The sequence below is a fragment of the Halomonas sp. H2 genome, from assembly GCF_050215315.1.
GTDB lineage: Bacteria > Pseudomonadota > Gammaproteobacteria > Pseudomonadales > Halomonadaceae > Vreelandella.
In genome coordinates this window covers 1,244,749-1,261,479 of the sequence record NZ_CP189760.1, presented here as the reverse complement: position 1 = coordinate 1,261,479, position 16,731 = coordinate 1,244,749, and the positions used below count along the sequence as shown (strand labels likewise).

The window sequence follows — 16,731 nt, the reverse complement described above, 5'->3', positions numbered from 1 at the left end:
CTGAGCCTCCCATTAACTCAAGATTCATCCTTGTCGACCTCCATAAGCGTCATCACCATGCCAATAACAGAACCCAGCACGGCAAAATACACGCCAATATCAAAAATCAGCGGCGTTGACGCTTTAAAGTCGATAATCGGAATGGTCCACCACTGAGCCGTCAAAAACGGCTGGCCCATAAACCAAGCAGGCATCACCGATATCATCCCTAGCAGCAGGCCAATTCCAATCAGGTCGCGGGGGTCGACCATGCGCAGCACTTCTTTGGTGGCGCTTACCCCGAAGGCAAATAGGTAGAGCGTAAATGCCCCCGCCGCCACCAGGCCTGCAATAAACCCGCCGCCGGGCTCGTCGTGCCCGCGGAGCAGCAGAAAAACAGAAAACAGCAGCTGCAGTGGCATTAAAAAGCGTGCGGCCGTATTAAGAATAATCGTGCCTGACTTAACCATCGTAAGGCTCCTTGTTCGTCACTTTACTGCTCTCGACGCTCTTGCTATCACCACTCTCGCTATGCCGAGTATCGCCATGACGCAACCGGAGCATGGCGATAACGCCAATCGCGGCGAGTGCCAGTACAAACATTTCACCTAAGGTATCCAGGGCACGGTAGTCCACCAAAATAACGTTGACGATGTTGCGCCCATGCGCCAATGGCGCACTGTTCTCAATCATGTAGGTCGAAATCGGCTCAAACTGCTGAATACTCCAGGAGGTCATAATCAACAGGCAGATCAAAATGCCCATCATGGCGGCCACCGAGCCATCGCGTATCCGTTCCAGGCTGGTGGAGAGATGTGAAAACCTTGGTAACCGAAACAGCACCAGCACCAGTAAAATAACCGTTAAGGTTTCCACCAGCAGCTGGGTAATTGCCAAATCAGGCGCACTAAACAGAATAAAAATAAGGGCGATAGAGAAGCCCATCACCCCCACTGAAACCACTGCCCCAAGACGCGAGCGAGTAATGGTCGCAAACAGCGCCCCCATTGCCATGGTGCCAGCCACTACCACCTCGTGAAAACGCACATCCAAATCAAAGGCAAACTGAGGCGAATGGCGTAACAAGATGGAGTTACCAATGAGCGCGATGAGCGCGATGAGCATTACCAAAATGTAGTTACGCATGTACCCATTCTGCAGTATCCGCGTTTGCCACTCAGAAAAATGGACGATGCCGTTCATCAAGCTTTCATAACCTGCCTCAGGGCCATGGCGCATGACAGGCGCTAATACGGAAAGCTTGGCACGTACGCTGTCCCAGTGTTTAAACAACAAGAAGCCTAAGCCAAGGCTGACAATCGACATTATCAAAGCGACGTTGATGCCATACCAAAGCGATAGTGCGACCTCCAGCGTTTGGCCAGCCACAGACGTGGCGGCGGCGGTCAGTAGCGCGTCGGCTCCCAGCATGGCGGGCAGCAACCCCAACAGCAGCGATCCCAAAGCCAACAGCGCCGGCCCCACCAACATGCTTCGCGGCGCTTCATGAGGCTCATGAGGGGTGTGGTGGCGCTTACCATAGAAGGGGCGCAGCGCAATAATAAAGGCCGCCGCGATCGTTAAGATGGAAGCAACAAAGGCAAACAGTACCAGTAACGTCCGGAAGCTATCGGCGCCTAATACCGACTCAAGCATCAACTCCTTGCCGATAAAACCAAATAGCGGCGGCACACCCGCAAGGGAGAGTGACGCTACCAACGCGATAGTAGCGGTAACTGGCATCAACTTGCGCAGCCCACCCATCTGCGTCACATCTTTGGTGCCGGTCTCGTGGTCGAGAATACCGGCGACCATAAATAGCGCCCCTTTATACAGCGAGTGCGCCAGCAGGAAGGTAACAAAGGCGGTCATCGCATACTCAGTACCAATACCCAGTAGCATCGTCAACGTGCCCAACGCCATAATGGTCGAATAAGCGAGCAGCTTTTTAATATTGGTGTGATGGATAGCTAAAAACGCGCCAGTCAGCATCGTCATTGCTCCCACCACCGACAGAATCCCGACCCACATCGTCGTACCGCCCAGCTCCGGATGTAACCGCGCCAGCAGATAAATACCCGCTTTCACCATGGTGGCCGAGTGCAGGTAGGCAGAGACTGGCGTGGGCGCCGCCATAGCGTTGGGTAGCCAGAAATGAAAGGGAAACTGGGCCGACTTAGTAAATGCCCCCAGCAGCAAACAGACCAACATGGGCGTGTAGAGCGCATGTTCACGCAGGTCGGCTTCCTGATTGAGAATCTCCGCCAACGACCAGCTACCGCTGGCAACACCCAGCAGCACCAATCCGGCCATTAACGCCAACCCACCGGCCACGGTAACAAACAAGCCTTGCCGGGCAGACTTACGCGCGTTGATGTCGGCGTGGTTAAAGCCGATCAGCAAATAAGAGGTAATGCTGGTCAGTTCCCAAAAAACAAACAGCGTAAAGAGACCGTCAGCTAACACTAGCCCCAGCATAGAAACCATGAAAGCGACCAGCGCGATATGAAATCGAGCAAGATCAGGATGATCTTTTAAATAGCCACCGGCATACACCAAAACGCAGGCGCCCATCACGGTAATCAATAGACCAAACAGCAGTGATAAACCATCCAACAGGAAAGTAAGGCTGATGCCCAGCGAAGGCACCCATTCCCACTCAAGTAGAAGGCTGCCATTGGCGATGATTTCTGGGGCTTGAAGTGCCAACCACGCCGCCAGCCCAGCCGGGAAAAGGGCCAACACTTGGCTCGTGCGTTGGCCGAACCAGCTTTGTAGCATCGGCGAAAGCGCCGCTAGCACGAAACCCATTAATACGGCGACTTGCATCTAACCCAACCTCCTGAATACCGAAAGGCCCAACCTTGAAGTAGTGTGACTCTAACGCTGTACACCTTATAGCAGGCAGTTTTGGCTGACCAGCTAAACGCATATACGCCAACAGCCGCTAGCGAACAAAGTCTACTAGCGGCTATTTCAGACGGTTAGATATTGGCTCTGACAACTACAAAGTTAAGTGCTAGGCAACTGATAGCCAACCCGCTAATTCATTATTGATGACGCTTAGCAAGGCCTCTATGTGGTCGTCACGGTCATTTAGGCACGGGATATAGCTAAATGTCTCTCCGCCCGCTTGCATAAAGCTATCACGGATCTCCTCCTCAATTTCTTCAAGCGTTTCAACACAATCGGAAGAGAAGGCTGGCGACATAATGGCAATGTGCTTGTGGCCCTGCTGGGCGAGTTCCGCGACATGTTTAACGGTTTGCGGGCCCACCCATTTTTCAGGGCCAAACTGTGACTGGAAAGCGGTATCCACTTCTTCTTTGCTAAAGCCAAGCCTCTCGCGCAGCAGGCGCGTGGTTTTCTGGCACTGGCAGTGGTAAGGATCCCCTTCCATCAAGTAGCGCTCAGGAACGCCATGGTAACTGGCGACCAATTTAGTCGGTCGTGTCGGCAAGCCGCCGTAAGCTTCTTGCACCGAGTTTGCCAGCGCCTGGAGATAAGCCGGATGATCAAAATAGGCGGGCACTGTACGTATGTAGGGCTGCCACTTCATCTTCATCAAGGTGCGAAATGCTTCGTCGTTCGCCGTCGCAGTGGTGGGAGAACCGTACTGAGGGTAGAGCGGGAAAAAGACAATTCGCTCACAGCCTTTCTCCCTTAAGCGCGTTAAAACGCTTTTGGTCGAAGGGTTGCCATAGCGCATGCAGAAATCTACTTCCACATCGTCACCATAGAGCGCTTTTAGCCGCGCGGTCATTTTCTCGCTCTGGGCACGGGTGGTCGTTAGTAGCGGGCTTTCGTTTTTTTCGTTATTCCAGATACTCCGATACGCCTTACCCGACGAGAACGGGCGCTTGGTCAGAATGATCAGCTGTAGCAGTGGTTGCCATTTCCAACCGGCATAGTCGACCACACGCTTATCGGAAAGGAACTCGTTTAAGTAGCGGCGCATTGACCAGTAGTCGGTGGCATCCGGGGTGCCTAAATTCGCCAGCACTACACCCACTTTGGCACGTGGGATCGGCGGATGATCGCCGGATGCATGCGCCAAGCGCCCTGCCCCCGGCTGATCCTTGACGACATTCTCGGTCATTACTCTTGCTCCTGAAAAATAACGTTGGTGCTCAATATATTTAGAAAAAGAATAGAATTTAGAAAGTGTATAAAGCCTACCACTTTTCGGCAAAGCGTCGGCATAAAGTTATACTATCGACATCATTTGTATAACTATAGATTGCATAACTACCGGCCAACTTATCCCCAAACCTTTGCTTTGGGGATCGTTATTCAGCCCTTCACGCGTCACCGCCCGTTCCACCAGCAGCAAGCAGCTTGGATTGCAAAGCATCGCCACCGAGAGAAAATCGCGCTAGCTAGTGGATATTCAGGACAACCATTTTAACGCCCACGAGTTTAGGCGTGAATTTGACGCAATGATGGGGCAGCTACATCTGCAAGGTAGTAAAGGAGTGTGGTATGGATGCCAGCCGTGCTCTGCATGCTGTATTAGGTTACAGGAGGCTGGTAAGGATACCGTGCTTACCGGGAATGCACGGTTTAATGAACACCGGCTATCGGTTTTTGCCCGTCGCCGAATACAGCTTGGGCAGTAGTGGTGGGAAAAGCGTCAGACTAAAAGCTATTGATTAATTCATATAACCGTCAAAAAACCAACGGCATGCGCGACGTCAGCGGCTCACTATAGTGGGCATCATGGCCTATTACTTCATCGTGGGGCACGTACTGGACTAGATAAGCGCGATGAATTCCGGCCCGCTTGAGCTCCATATAGACATCATCCAGCGAACGAAAAAGCATTGGTTTAGAACGCTGCATCAGCATATGGCGTTCGCCTACAACGTCTTCTAACTCAACCTGATAAAAGCGGCTACCCGAGTGGGTAATAACACGAATTTCAAAGTTATCGTGGCTGGCGACAAATTGTTTAAGATCCTTCAGCTCCATGGCTTCCTCCTGTTATTTTATGGCATTAGGGCACAGCATGACCGCACCCAATGACATTTATGTTGCCTAGTTATTACATTATTATTACGACATACAATAACTAGGACGGCAACAGTGCAAGAAAGTTCTTGAGGGGGTACTTGAGTGAGTACTTGAGGAAGCGCCTAGCCTAACTGTCACGCCAAGAAATAGTGCTTATCGTTGATATTCAGAAGGGTCGATGGCTTTACCGAGAGAATTGCGGTCAATCCAATTGCCACCTTTGGTTTCCTTGTAACGGAACACCACTTTGTCGCCTACCTTGACAGGCAAATCGCCATCTTCGGTTTGGTAGCTATACTTCTCGCCCTCCACTACCAAGTAGTAGCGATAAAGATCTGGCATACCCAGCCATTCTTTAAAAGGGCCTTCGCGCTCAAGCGCCTGTAGCTCACCGCGACCTTCCAGCTTAGGAAGACGCTGCCGATTACCGCGCCGAAATCCACCTGCCATTTGCTACTCCCGTTTTTTGCATATCGTGGGTGGGGCATTATACGAACTCACCCCCCATCCTCAAGTTACCCAGCACAAACCTGTCACTAAAAACCTGCCCTCAAAACCCTAGTCGCCGAAAGCTTGGCCATAACTATCCGGGGCCAAATCCTCAAAGCGGGTGTACTTACCGATAAACGCCATGTGCACGGTGCCGATTGGCCCGTTACGCTGCTTACCGATAATTAACTCAGCGATGCCCTGATTATCAGGGTTATCTGGATTATAGACCTCATCGCGATAAACGAAGGCAATGACATCGGCATCCTGCTCAATGGCGCCCGACTCCCTCAAATCCGACATGACCGGTCGCTTATTCGGCCGTTGCTCCAACGAGCGGTTTAGCTGAGAAAGCGCGACCACGGGGCAGTTAAACTCTTTTGCCAAGCCCTTTAAAGAGCGCGAGATTTCAGAAATTTCCCCAGTCCTGTTTTCATTAAAACCGGGGATCTGCATCAACTGAAGATAATCGATCATCACCAGCGCGATATTGCCATGCTCGCGCACCACACGGCGAAGCCGCGAGCGCATCTCATTGGGTGACAACGCGGCGGTATCGTCGATAAACAGCTGCTTGTCTTTAAGCAGATTGACGGCAGAGGTTAAGCGCGGCCAATCTTCGTCTTCCAACTGACCGGTCCGCACACGGGTCTGATCGATCCTACCTAGCGACGAAAGCATCCGCAGCATCAGCGACTCCGCGGGCATCTCCATGGAGAACACCATGACCGGCTTGTCGCTGGAAATAACCGCATGTTCAACCAAGTTCATGGCAAAGGTCGTTTTACCCATCGAGGGACGGCCTGCGATGACCACCATATCCGAAGGCTGTAAGCCGGTGGTCATTTCATCCAGATCACGAAACCCGGTCGAAAGCCCGGTCATTTCACCTTTAAGGTTAAACAACTCATCAATGCGATCAACGGCTTTGGTCAACAGATCGCTCATGCCGATAGGGCCGCCGGTTTTAGGCCGCTCCTCGGCAATCTGGAACACCAACCGCTCCGCTTCATTAAGCAATTCATCCGCGGGGCGCCCCTGGGGAGAAAAGGCGCTGTCAGCAATTTGGTTAGCGGCGCGAATCAGCTTACGTAGCGTCGCCCGCTCACGCACGATATCGGCGTAGGCGCGAATATTACTGGCTGAGGGGGTATTCCTCGCCAGCTCCGCCAGAAAGGCAAGCCCACCCACGGTATCTAGTTGGTCGCGCTCTTCCAACGCTTCAGAGAGCGTCACGACGTCCATCGGCTGACCGGACTCAGCCAAATGAATCATCACGTTGAACACCAAACGGTGCTCATAACGGTAGAAATCATCGGCAACCAACCGCTCGGAGACGTTATCCCAAGCCTGGTTATCCAGCATTAGCCCGCCTAATACCGACTGCTCCGCCTCCAGCGAATGCGGCGGCAGTTTTAGCGCTGCCGTTTCTTGATCAGCAGAAGACTGGTCCTGCATAGCGAGCTCCTTTAAACACACGGCATAGCCAGAGAAGATGCCTATCTTAGCCGCAGCGGCGAAGCGCGACCACCGGCTCTCTAAAAGATTACGCTGTAGACGTTGGCTAAAAACAACGAGTACTGACACTCAATAGGTTTTAGGCAACAACCGAAACTAACGCGAAAACACGGGCGTTAGAAATAACAAAAGGCGCGGGGAAAACCCGCGCCTTTTGAGGCGAGCGTGTTAGTGCAAAGCTTACTCTGCGACTACCACCACGCGTACAGCGGCATTCACTTCAGCGTGCAAGTGAAGGGCGATGTCGTATTCACCGGTCTGGCGAATCGGGCCATTCGGCATACGTACTTCGCTCTTGGCAACATCGATGCCCGCAGAGGAAATCGCGTCGGCCAGGTCACGTGGACCGATAGAACCAAACAGTTTGCCTTCGTCGCCTGCTTTGGAAACCAAAGACAGCTCGATGTCGTTTAGCTGCTCAGCGCGCGCTTCGGCTTCGGCCTTACGCTCAGCGGCTTGCGCTTCGAGTTCAGCACGCTGCGCTTCAAACGCTTCGATATTGTCTTTGGTGGCCGGTACGGCTAAACCGTAAGGCACCAAATAGTTACGTCCATAACCAGGCTTCACAGTGACCTTGTCACCCAGGCCGCCCAGCTTACCAATGTTGTCGAGCAGAATGACTTCCATCTCGTAAACCTCTTGTCAGTTGCTACGGGCAAGGCGTGCGCGAATGTTCGCGAATGTATCAATCAGCCCCAACAGCAGCACAATGAGAATCGTGGGCCAGGTCGTGATCAGCAGCACATAAAATGCTACCAGCCACAGCCCGTTCATCCCCTTTAATCCAATAAACCCGTGCACTAACGCAACGCCAGCTACCAACAGCGGAATCCAGCCAAGCATCGCCAGCGCGTGAGCGCCTAACAGCGTGCCTGCCACCCCAATCACTACCAAAATGGCTAGTTCTTTGGGCATCAAACGCAGTGCGTGGAACTCTGCGCGAAAGCCGCCCGGATTGTACAACCCAGCTTGCCAGCTACGCGCGAGCGCCAAACATACGATGGCTGCCAACAGCACCACAAATCCGGTGACCCCACCCACCACTAGCGCGGCAAGGGTCTGGGTATCGTAGCCTTGATTAGCAAATTCCGTGAGCATGCGATCCACTTCTGCTGAACCTTCTCGCAACTGCTCAAGCATTAGCTCCGTACCGCCTGGAGGGCTGAAGATGCCAAGTTGAATCATTACCGCGGCGACCAATGTCCCCACAATCAATGTTTCTCCCCAGCGCATCCTCTCGCGCAGAATAACGGCCATCAGCGTTACCAGCAGTATGCTAGCAAGCGGAATCACGTCACCCTGGGCCCACCACCAGCCAGCCGGTAGCGCTGCAGCAATGATGACCGGCAGCGCAGGCACGAAACCTTTGCGTAATGTCATCAGCGCGGCGATGGCTGCTCCTAACCAGAACAACCAAGGCACTAGCGTTGCCAGAGCCGCCACGCCTACAGCGTAAGGCGTGCCCCGCATTAGCCATCGGGCTAGTGCCAGCATCACGTTAAACGCTTACTGGTGGCTATCGGAGTAGGGCAGCAGTGCCAGATAACGCGAACGCTTAATAGCAGTCGCCAGCTGACGCTGATAGCGTGCTTTGGTGCCGGTAATACGGCTTGGTACGATCTTGCCAGTTTCAGTAACGTAGGCTTTCAGCGTGTCCAGATCTTTGTAATCGATCTGCTTGACGCCTTCAGCGGTGAAGCGGCAAAACTTACGGCGACGGAAAAAACGTGCCATGGACTAGCTCCTTAAAACGTGCAGTGAATAAAATCAGGCAGTTTCTTCTTCAGCGCGCGGTTTTTCTTCGCGACGCGGACGTTTTTCTTCTGCCGGTTTCATCATCGGTGAAGCTTCGGTGACGGCTTCTTTGCAGCGTACAACCAAGCTGCGGATAATGGCGTCGTTGAAACGGAAGATATTCTCGATTTCTTCGAGAGTCTCACCGCTACATTCGACGTTCATCAGCACGTAGTGGGCTTTGTGGATCTTGTTGATCGGGTAAGCCAAGTGACGACGGCCCCAATCTTCTAGACGGTGCACAGTACCGCTGTTTTCGGTAACGAGGCTGGTGTAGCGCTCGACCATTGCTGGCACCTGCTCGCTTTGATCCGGGTGGACCATAAACACGATTTCGTAATGACGCATAGGATCTCCTTGCGGTTTGACAGCTTCCTTTGTGTGCTGCTGCTAGCGCAGACAACGACGACAGGGAAGCAAGGAGTTAACTGAAGTGCTCCGTCTCCGTACTAGGCGGCCACCGGGGCATCAAACAGAACTTTTATTTCAACAACTGTTTCAACTACTAGTTCTCACAGCTAACGCCCGTTTGCAAACAAACGGGCGCATGTATCTTAGTAGCGCGGCGGTTAACTTGCAAGCTGACGCTGACGGACGGCCTCAAACAGACAAATACCGGTGGCCACTGAGACATTAAGACTGGACACCTCGCCCGCCATGGGCAGCTTGGCAAGGTTGTCGCACGCCTCACGGGTTAAGCGGCGCATGCCCTTGCCTTCCGCCCCCATTACCAGCGCGGTTGGCCCCGTCATATCAATCTCAAATACGCTGGCCTCAGCCTCACCGGCCGTGCCGGTTATCCAGACACCAGCATCTTTAAGCTTGGCAAGCGTGCGTGCCAAGTTGGTCACCTGATAAACCGGTACTACCTCAGCGGCTCCACAGGCCACTTTACGCACCGTGGCATTAAGCGGTGCCGCTTTATCTTTAGCCACAATGACCCCGTGGGCACCGGCCGCATCGGCACTACGTAGGCAGGCGCCGAAGTTGTGCACATCGGTGACGCCATCAAGGATTAGCAGCAGCGGTGGTGTGGACGACGGCCAAGCACGCAGTTTTAACCACAGCGACTCTTCACCCTCAGGCGTCAGCGGCGGACAAAACGCCACCACGCCTTGGTGGGCGGCGCCTTGGGTCAATTGATCAAGCAGGTCGCGGGGCTGCTCTTTTACTCGAGCGCCACCCGCCTGAGCCTGAGCGACCAACTCACTTAAGCGGCTTCCCGCGCCCTGCTGCAGCCACAACTCGCGCGGCGCCTCTCCCCTATCTAACAGGCTCTGCAGAGCGTGAACGCCATACACTTGATCCAGCCCATCCGGGGTACGAACAGCCTGACGAGAACCACGTCGAGATGACACCGATTTCATACTTAACCCTTATTCGGTGATGGCTTGCGCGGGCCATTACGGGTGCGCCTTGGGCCGCGGCGCGTAGCAGGTTTCTCGCTACTGGCAGCCTTACCCTTAGCACCCGCGCCCTCTTGACTACCGCGACTTTTACGCGGTTGACGGCGTGGGCGCGGCTTCTCATCATTCAGTCCAAAGTCAATCTTACGGTCGTCCATATCGACGCGAGCCACCTGGACAGTCAGTCCGTCGCCCAACCGATACGTCGTGCCAGTACGCTCGCCTTTCAGGCGGTGCTTCTCAGCTTCGTAGTGATAGTAATCCGAAGGCAGCGAGGTAACGTGCACCAACCCTTCCACGTAGAACTCATCTAAACGAACGAACAGGCCAAATTGAGTAACCGAAGCAATCGTTCCGTCGAACGTCTCGCCGAGCTTGTCGGACATAAACTCGCACTTCAGCCAGCTCTCAACGTCGCGGGTCGCTTCATCGGCGCGCCGCTCAGTCATTGAGCAGTGCTCACCCAGTTCAAGCATTTGCTCGAAGGTATACGGGCACCACTTGCTCGGTGGCTCAACGGGTGATCCCTCAACGCGTAACACCGTATTGGTCTGGCGCGGCCCGCGGATAACTGAGCGTATAGCGCGGTGAACCAGCAGATCAGGGTAGCGACGAATCGGCGAGGTAAAGTGTGCGTAGGCTTGATAGGCTAGGCCAAAGTGCCCTTCGTTTTGCGGCGAATAAACCGCTTGATTCATCGAACGCAGCATCACCGTTTGAATGATATCGAAGTCCTGGCGGTCAGCAATTGTTTCGCGCAGCGCCTGATAGTCCTGGGGTGTCGGCATATCGCCACCGCCCACCGACAGGCCCAGCTCATTTAAGAACAGCCGCAGCTTATCAAGTCGTTCCGGGGTGGGCCGCTCATGAATACGGTAAAGCGCTGGCAAGTCATGCTTATCCAGGAAGCGTGCGGTCGCCACGTTAGCGGCAAGCATGCACTCCTCAATCAGCTTGTGGGCATTGTTGCGGCTGCGCGGAACGATTTTCTCGATTTTGCGCTCATCATTAAAGATGATTGCCGTTTCGGTGGTATCAAAATCGATCGCGCCGCGCTCTGCACGCGCTTCGCGTAACAGATAGTAGAGCTCTTCCAGGCCCTGCAGCGGCTTCACTAGCTCGCTATGCTCTGCCCGTAGCGCCTCGCCCTCTTCACTCTTGTCGTCGAGAATTGCCGCCACCTTGTTATAGGTAAGACGAGCGTGAGAGTTCATCACTGCTTCATAAAAACGGTAGCGGCTGATAGCGCCGGTCTTGGAGATATTCATCTCGCACACCAGTACTAAGCGATCCACGTGGGGATTCAGCGAACAAAGCCCATTAGATAGTAGCTCCGGCAGCATAGGAATCACCTGACCGGGGAAGTAAACCGAATTACCCCGTGTCCTGCCTTCATCATCAAGCGACGTGCCAGGGCGCACGTAGTGCGAAACGTCAGCGATAGCGACCAGCAGCTTCCAACTACCGGATTTGGTTTTCCACGCGCACACTGCATCGTCGAAGTCTTTGGCAGATTCGTCATCGATGGTGACCAACGGCACATCACGCAGGTCGACACGGTGCTGCTTATCCTCTTCCAGCACTTCGGCTGAAATGCCGCCGATCTGGTCAAGCACTTCAGGCGGAAACTCAGCGGGAATATCGTAACTGCGGATCGCAATATCAATTTCCATACCCGGATCCATACGCTCACCGAGAACTTCAATCACTTCGCCGACTGGCTGAATACGCGTAGCAGGCTGCTGAACGATCTTGGCAGAGATGACCTGGCCATCTTTAGCACCACCGCAGGCGCTATGAGGGATAATCACTTCCTGGGTAATCCGCGGATTTTCCGGAATCAGAATACCAAACTCAGGCGTATTACTGCGGTAAACACCCACAATGGTTTGCGTATTGCGGGCGATGACATCAGCAATGGTCGCCTCATCACGGCCGCGGCGATCGCGTCCACTGATACGTGCCAGCACGTGATCACCATGGAAGACACGCCGCATCTGGCGTGGCGGCAACACCAGGTCAGGCTTTTTGCCATCATCGCGCAGCAGGAAACCAAAGCCGTCACGGTGCCCTAGCACTTTACCTTTAACCAGATCGAGCTTATCGATCAGCGCATAGGCACCGCGGCGGTCGCGCAACACCTGGCCGTCGCGCTCCATCGCTGCCAAACGGCGCCTAACGGCTTCAATAAGTTCTTCATCTTCTAAGCCCAGCATGCGGCTCATATTTTCGTGAGTAATCGGCTTGCCATAGCTCTCTAATGCGGCAAGCAGATACTCTCGACTTGGCGCTGGATTACCATATTTATGCGCCTCGCGCTCGGCGTGCGGATCATCACTTAATGTCCAATACTTCATGCGATCAACATCCTTGAGGGGGTCATTTGCGAGAGGCATAAAAACAGCGCAAACGCAGTGCGTTGCGGGCGGGATATTTCAGCGCTTGAGAAACTGAAATGAATAGGGTTTTGTTTAGTCATAGGCGCAGTATAGCGCCGCACGTTCAATCACCCAACCGTCTTAACCGTTGTTTATACAATTTGCTTACTAAAAAGCGGCGACGAGGCCTTGCATTTAACCATCACCCCGGTATTATACGCGCCACTTGCCCAGATGGCGGAATTGGTAGACGCGCTAGCTTCAGGTGCTAGTGTCCGTATGGACGTGGAGGTTCAAGTCCTCTTCTGGGCACCAAACGACAACATGTTATCCCCTTTTCATGGTGTAATTTGGTGCGGCGGCAAGTAATAGCATTAAGCAAGAGCAGTCAGTTTGTGTTCGCCCAGGTGGCGGAATTGGTAGACGCGCTAGCTTCAGGTGCTAGTGTCTGTATGGACGTGGAGGTTCAAGTCCTCTCCTGGGCACCATACGAACACAAACAGCAAGTGTTAATCTAAGCGTTAGATGATGCGCCCAGGTGGCGGAATTGGTAGACGCGCTAGCTTCAGGTGCTAGTGTCCGTATGGACGTGGAGGTTCAAGTCCTCTCCTGGGCACCATGCTTTTATGACATGGCCCCGCCCGCATCATTGCTAACTATCTTTTGCATCCCTTTTATTGATACCGCCCCGGCCGCTTTGCCACTTCCTCAAGCGCCCACCCTTGTGTACGCAGCTCTCCCTCTAAAACAGTTTCTACTTCAGCAGTTAAGTCTGGAAAGAAGTTAAGCCCTGTGCGCGCTTCAATTTCATCGATGGTCACTAAGTAGTCATCTAACGGCTCATTGCCGCGCACGTCTTGCGGCATGATGAAGGCCAGCGCTAAAGGCCCTTCGCTATGCGGCACCACGATAATCTTATAAAACGCCTCTGGGACTTCCACCAAACCCACGCGATTAAACACGTTATCCATAAAGTGCTCGGGAAACACCGGCCCGGTGATCACCTGCAAGCGATCAAACCGCGGCGCGAAGTGATCCATCACCGCTTCTTCCAACCGCTGCCAGAGCTGCCGGTTCAGGTTGGGCCGCTGCGGGGTCATATTACTCATTAGGAATGTATCAACTTGCGCGCTACGCCCGTGCACGGCGGCGATGGCATAATTGGGCGCCAAATGACCTCGGTCGTAGCCACTTCCCGCATAGCTGTCGGTACCCACAGGCCATAACGTGCGCCAATCGGCTTGAAAACTAGGCCGAGAGCCAATGCGTGAATCGCCTACCGCTTCAACCTGATAGCTGACCCATAGCGGATTGACCCGCACATCTGACCAGCCTGCTAAATAGCCGTCGTTGCGCAACACGCGATGCATCGTAGTGGGACGAAACTCCTCCCAGGTGGGCACTCCCATCCAGGTGTAGGCGTCTTTCTGCTGGCGTTCTTGAAATTGCCAAAGCCCAGTACCCACCACTATAAACAGCACGGTGATGCCTAAACGTCGCCCCTGCCGACGCCAGCTCAAAAGTGATTTCCCCAACAGTCTTGCTCCCCGGCCCGCGCTTATAAGCGCCTATCGTTGTATACAGCATGTGAAGGCGACGGCTCGAATTACCAGCCTAGTGAAAACATCGTTTCTAGATCATGGCGGGAGTGAACCTGCATGGCGTTAAGCGTTTCTGTATCGCTGACACCCTCAACGGCGTTTAAGCGCTCGGTGACTAACTCAGCCAGGCTCTCAAAATCGCGGGTGCGGGCAATCGCTACTAGGTCGTAACGGCCACAGGTAGAGTAAACCTCACTAATACCATCCACATCAGCCAGGCGCTCGGCCACGGCCTTCACTTGGCCTTTTTCGGTATTGATTAAAATGACTGCGTTTTGCATGGCACGCCCCTTAGAAAAAATGGTCATAAAAAGTAATGTCGAAGCTGCGCAGAGTATAGCAGTGACGAGGAAGCGAGCGCAGCACCCAGCAACAGCGTGACTAATTGTCGCTATACACCTGAAGGCATTCGCACAACCTTTGTACATCCGCTAGCATGGAATTGTAAGGATGTAGATGTAGCTAAGAACTCCGGCTGTTAGACTATCTCAGAGCCTTAAGAGGTGGATAACCACCCGATACGTAACCCAACTACGTAACCCAACGTCAGACCGTGACGATAAGGAGAAATCATGGCTAATAAGAGCCGTCGTGACTTCATGCGCAACAGTATGATGGGGCTTGCTGCCCTGCCCTTTGGCGTAGGCATTCTTTCCAAGACCGCCTTTGCTCAAGAGCTGCCGCGTCTTGCCCCCTCCGCAAGCAATGCCCAAGCGCTTAACTACGTAGAAGATGCCAGTGAAGCCAGCGACCATCCGGCTTATGAAGAGGGCGAACGCTGCGATAACTGCATGTTCTTCATTGCTGAAAATGAAGGCTGCCAGCTATTCCCCGAGAATAGCGTTGAGCCAGCTGGCTGGTGCCAATCCTGGACCGCCCAAGCTTAAGCTTTTAAAACTTGATAGCCGTATAAGCACCGCTACCCCGCTTTTTTGAGCGGGGTAGCTTTGTTTAAGGCACGCTAGTGGCTAAGAGGCCGGGCTTTCATCCTCTACCGGCCAGTGAAAACGCCGCATTACACGGCCCTCTTCCAAAGAGACAAGATGAACAGGGAATCCCCATAGCTGCTGTAGATGGCGAATCACCGGATAAACACTGCGGCCTAATGGGCGGCGGCTATCCTGCACGTGATGAAGTGTCAAAGAGCGATCCCCGCGAATAGCCGCTTCAACCACTTGGATATTAGGCTCGCGAACAGAAAGCGCATACTGAGTAGCCAGCGCCTCACGAACCTGACGATAACCCTGCTCATTATGAATCGCCGCCACTTCAAGAGTCTCTGCCAGATCATCATCCACTATTAAAAATAGCTTATGGTCGCGCATCACCTTCGGCGATAGAAACTGCTGGATAAACGATTCATCTTTGAAGTTGCGCATCGCAAACTCAAGCGTCTCCCGCCATGGAGACCCCGCAATATCAGCAAACCACTCGCGATCCTCATCGGTAGGTGCTTCGCAGATACGCTTGATATCGATAAAGATCGCAAAGCCTAACGCGTAGGGATTAATCCCGCTAAAGTGGGGATTATCAAATGCTGGCTGGTTAATGACTGCTGCATGAGACTGCAAAAACTCCAGCATCAACCCTTCGTCGATATTGCCATCGTCATAGAGTCGATTCATCAGCGTGTAGTGCCAGAAACACGCCCAGCCCTCATTCATCACTTGCGTTTGCCGCTGGGGATAAAAATATTGCGCCAGCTTGCGCACGATACGCACGATTTCGCGCTGCCAGGGCGCCAACAACGGGGCATTTTTTTCAATAAAGTAGAGCAGGTTCTCCTGAGGCTCTGAAGGGTAGTGACCGCCGCTGTGCAAGTCCAGCGGGTCATCGTCACTATGCAGGCTGCCCGGCAGTGGCGAAACGCCAGTGGGCGACTCGGGAATAGTCCGCCAGAGCATATTGACCTGGGTTTGCAGGTAGGCCTCGCGCTCATCCTGGCGCTTCGCCTCCTCTTCAGCGGAGATCGGCGAGGGCCGCTTGTAGCGGTCAACCCCATAATTTTGCAGCGCATGGCAGGCATCCAGGAGTTGCTCGACGGCTTGAACACCGTGGCGCTCTTCACACTTGGCAATGTATTGTCGGGCAAAGACCAAATAATCGACAATTGAAGAGGCATCGGTCCAGGTACGAAACAAATAGTTGCCTTTAAAAAAGGAGTTGTGGCCGTAGCAAGCGTGGGCCATCACCAACACCTGCATCATCAGCGTGTTCTCTTCCATCAGATAGGCAATACAAGGATCGGAGTTGATCACCAGCTCATAGGCCAAGCCCATTTGGCCACGTTTATAAGCCTGCTCGACGGCCAGAAACTGCTTACCAAACGACCAATGATGGTAGCCCACCGGCATACCTACGCTAGCGTAGGCATCCATCATTTGCTCCGTGGTGATCACTTCGATTTGGTTAGGATAGGTATCTAGCCGATACTCATCGGCGAGCCTGGCCAGCTCGGCATCAAAGCACTCCAGTACACTAAAGTTCCAATCAGAGCCGGTGGCAATCGGTTTACGCTTGCGGGTCGCACTCATAGCCCACTCCTCTACACAT

General features: G+C 53.6%; 16 protein-coding genes and 3 tRNA genes. 4 read left to right on the top strand and 15 right to left on the bottom strand.

Features of this window, described 5'->3' with window-relative positions:
* Positions 1–17 precede the first annotated feature (17 nt).
* From ACQE2I_RS05770 to rnr, 12 genes are all read right to left on the bottom strand, one after another.
* Entirely contained in the window at positions 18–449 is a 432-nt protein-coding gene (locus ACQE2I_RS05770; RefSeq protein ID WP_427030500.1) for a Na+/H+ antiporter subunit B, read from the bottom strand.
* Positions 442–2,808 (bottom strand): putative monovalent cation/H+ antiporter subunit A, encoded by a 2,367-nt coding sequence (locus ACQE2I_RS05765; RefSeq protein ID WP_427030499.1) that lies wholly within the window; start codon positions 2,806–2,808, stop codon positions 442–444. Before ACQE2I_RS05765 ends, ACQE2I_RS05770 begins: the two co-directional genes overlap by 8 nt.
* A 190-nt stretch (positions 2,809–2,998) precedes the next feature.
* Positions 2,999–4,078, bottom strand: a complete 1,080-nt coding sequence (hemH, locus tag ACQE2I_RS05760; protein WP_427030498.1) for a ferrochelatase — start codon at positions 4,076–4,078, stop codon at positions 2,999–3,001.
* 569 nt (positions 4,079–4,647) lie between these two features.
* Entirely contained in the window at positions 4,648–4,950 is a 303-nt protein-coding gene (locus ACQE2I_RS05755) for a DUF6482 family protein (protein WP_427030497.1), read from the bottom strand.
* A 195-nt stretch (positions 4,951–5,145) separates the two neighbouring features.
* A complete protein-coding gene (locus tag ACQE2I_RS05750; RefSeq protein ID WP_308320947.1) occupies positions 5,146–5,442 on the bottom strand; it encodes a hypothetical protein in 297 nt (98 codons plus the stop codon).
* Positions 5,443–5,550: 108 nt separating this feature from the next.
* Positions 5,551–6,939 (bottom strand): replicative DNA helicase, encoded by a 1,389-nt coding sequence (gene dnaB, locus ACQE2I_RS05745; RefSeq protein WP_427030496.1) that lies wholly within the window; start codon positions 6,937–6,939, stop codon positions 5,551–5,553.
* A 240-nt stretch (positions 6,940–7,179) separates the two neighbouring features.
* Positions 7,180–7,626 carry a 50S ribosomal protein L9 gene (gene rplI / locus ACQE2I_RS05740; protein WP_427030495.1) on the bottom strand — a complete coding sequence of 149 codons (447 nt, stop codon included), beginning with the start codon at positions 7,624–7,626 and terminating at the stop codon, positions 7,180–7,182.
* Positions 7,627–7,641: 15 nt separating this feature from the next.
* Positions 7,642–8,493, bottom strand: a complete 852-nt coding sequence (locus tag ACQE2I_RS05735; RefSeq protein ID WP_427030494.1) for a hypothetical protein — start codon at positions 8,491–8,493, stop codon at positions 7,642–7,644.
* Positions 8,494–8,505: 12 nt separating this feature from the next.
* Positions 8,506–8,733: a 30S ribosomal protein S18 gene (gene rpsR, locus ACQE2I_RS05730; RefSeq protein WP_085919816.1), complete on the bottom strand. Its 228-nt coding sequence runs from the start codon at positions 8,731–8,733 to the stop codon at positions 8,506–8,508.
* A gap of 33 nt (positions 8,734–8,766) precedes the next feature.
* On the bottom strand, positions 8,767–9,141 hold the full coding sequence (rpsF, locus tag ACQE2I_RS05725) for a 30S ribosomal protein S6 (protein ID WP_427030493.1): 375 nt from the start codon (positions 9,139–9,141) through the stop codon (positions 8,767–8,769).
* 221 nt (positions 9,142–9,362) lie between these two features.
* A complete protein-coding gene (gene rlmB, locus ACQE2I_RS05720; protein WP_427030492.1) occupies positions 9,363–10,160 on the bottom strand; it encodes a 23S rRNA (guanosine(2251)-2'-O)-methyltransferase RlmB in 798 nt (265 codons plus the stop codon).
* Between the two features lie 2 nt (positions 10,161–10,162).
* Entirely contained in the window at positions 10,163–12,556 is a 2,394-nt protein-coding gene (rnr, locus tag ACQE2I_RS05715; protein WP_427030491.1) for a ribonuclease R, read from the bottom strand.
* Positions 12,557–12,805: 249 nt separating this feature from the next.
* Between rnr and ACQE2I_RS05710 the strand changes: the two genes are divergently transcribed.
* The 3 genes from ACQE2I_RS05710 to ACQE2I_RS05700 all read left to right on the top strand — a co-directional run bounded on the left by ACQE2I_RS05710 (position 12,806) and on the right by ACQE2I_RS05700 (position 13,196).
* Positions 12,806–12,892: transfer RNA gene (locus ACQE2I_RS05710), tRNA-Leu, on the top strand.
* Between the two features lie 86 nt (positions 12,893–12,978).
* Positions 12,979–13,065: transfer RNA gene (locus ACQE2I_RS05705), tRNA-Leu, on the top strand.
* 44 nt (positions 13,066–13,109) lie between these two features.
* A tRNA-Leu gene (locus ACQE2I_RS05700) sits at positions 13,110–13,196 on the top strand.
* Positions 13,197–13,251: 55 nt separating this feature from the next.
* Here ACQE2I_RS05700 and ACQE2I_RS05695 read toward each other — a convergent pair.
* Positions 13,252–14,097: a DNA/RNA non-specific endonuclease gene (locus ACQE2I_RS05695; protein WP_427030490.1), complete on the bottom strand. Its 846-nt coding sequence runs from the start codon at positions 14,095–14,097 to the stop codon at positions 13,252–13,254.
* Positions 14,098–14,183: 86 nt separating this feature from the next.
* Positions 14,184–14,459, bottom strand: coding sequence for an Lrp/AsnC family transcriptional regulator (locus ACQE2I_RS05690; protein WP_427030489.1), 276 nt, complete (start codon positions 14,457–14,459; stop codon positions 14,184–14,186).
* Positions 14,460–14,750: 291 nt separating this feature from the next.
* Between ACQE2I_RS05690 and ACQE2I_RS05685 the strand changes: the two genes are divergently transcribed.
* On the top strand, positions 14,751–15,065 hold the full coding sequence (locus ACQE2I_RS05685; RefSeq protein WP_427030488.1) for a high-potential iron-sulfur protein: 315 nt from the start codon (positions 14,751–14,753) through the stop codon (positions 15,063–15,065).
* 81 nt (positions 15,066–15,146) lie between these two features.
* Here the strand turns inward: ACQE2I_RS05685 and ACQE2I_RS05680 are convergent, their stop codons facing one another.
* Positions 15,147–16,712, bottom strand: a complete 1,566-nt coding sequence (locus ACQE2I_RS05680; protein ID WP_427030487.1) for a SpoVR family protein — start codon at positions 16,710–16,712, stop codon at positions 15,147–15,149.
* Between the last annotated feature and the right edge of the window lie 19 nt (positions 16,713–16,731).

Bases quoted from the DNA above. Each gene is read 5' to 3' on its own strand.
- ACQE2I_RS05770 (WP_427030500.1), bottom strand. From the start codon at position 449: ATGGTTAAGTCAGGCACGATTATTCTTAATACGGCCGCACGCTTTTTA.
- ACQE2I_RS05765 (WP_427030499.1), bottom strand. From the start codon at position 2,808: ATGCAAGTCGCCGTATTAATGGGTTTCGTGCTAGCGGCGCTTTCGCCG.
- hemH (WP_427030498.1), bottom strand. From the start codon at position 4,078: ATGACCGAGAATGTCGTCAAGGATCAGCCGGGGGCAGGGCGCTTGGCG.
- ACQE2I_RS05755 (WP_427030497.1), bottom strand. From the start codon at position 4,950: ATGGAGCTGAAGGATCTTAAACAATTTGTCGCCAGCCACGATAACTTT.
- ACQE2I_RS05750 (WP_308320947.1), bottom strand. From the start codon at position 5,442: ATGGCAGGTGGATTTCGGCGCGGTAATCGGCAGCGTCTTCCTAAGCTG.
- dnaB (WP_427030496.1), bottom strand. From the start codon at position 6,939: ATGCAGGACCAGTCTTCTGCTGATCAAGAAACGGCAGCGCTAAAACTG.
- rplI (WP_427030495.1), bottom strand. From the start codon at position 7,626: ATGGAAGTCATTCTGCTCGACAACATTGGTAAGCTGGGCGGCCTGGGT.
- ACQE2I_RS05735 (WP_427030494.1), bottom strand. From the start codon at position 8,493: ATGCTGGCACTAGCCCGATGGCTAATGCGGGGCACGCCTTACGCTGTA.
- rpsR (WP_085919816.1), bottom strand. From the start codon at position 8,733: ATGGCACGTTTTTTCCGTCGCCGTAAGTTTTGCCGCTTCACCGCTGAA.
- rpsF (WP_427030493.1), bottom strand. From the start codon at position 9,141: ATGCGTCATTACGAAATCGTGTTTATGGTCCACCCGGATCAAAGCGAG.
- rlmB (WP_427030492.1), bottom strand. From the start codon at position 10,160: ATGAAATCGGTGTCATCTCGACGTGGTTCTCGTCAGGCTGTTCGTACC.
- rnr (WP_427030491.1), bottom strand. From the start codon at position 12,556: ATGAAGTATTGGACATTAAGTGATGATCCGCACGCCGAGCGCGAGGCG.
- ACQE2I_RS05690 (WP_427030489.1), bottom strand. From the start codon at position 14,459: ATGCAAAACGCAGTCATTTTAATCAATACCGAAAAAGGCCAAGTGAAG.
- ACQE2I_RS05685 (WP_427030488.1), top strand. From the start codon at position 14,751: ATGGCTAATAAGAGCCGTCGTGACTTCATGCGCAACAGTATGATGGGG.
- ACQE2I_RS05680 (WP_427030487.1), bottom strand. From the start codon at position 16,712: ATGAGTGCGACCCGCAAGCGTAAACCGATTGCCACCGGCTCTGATTGG.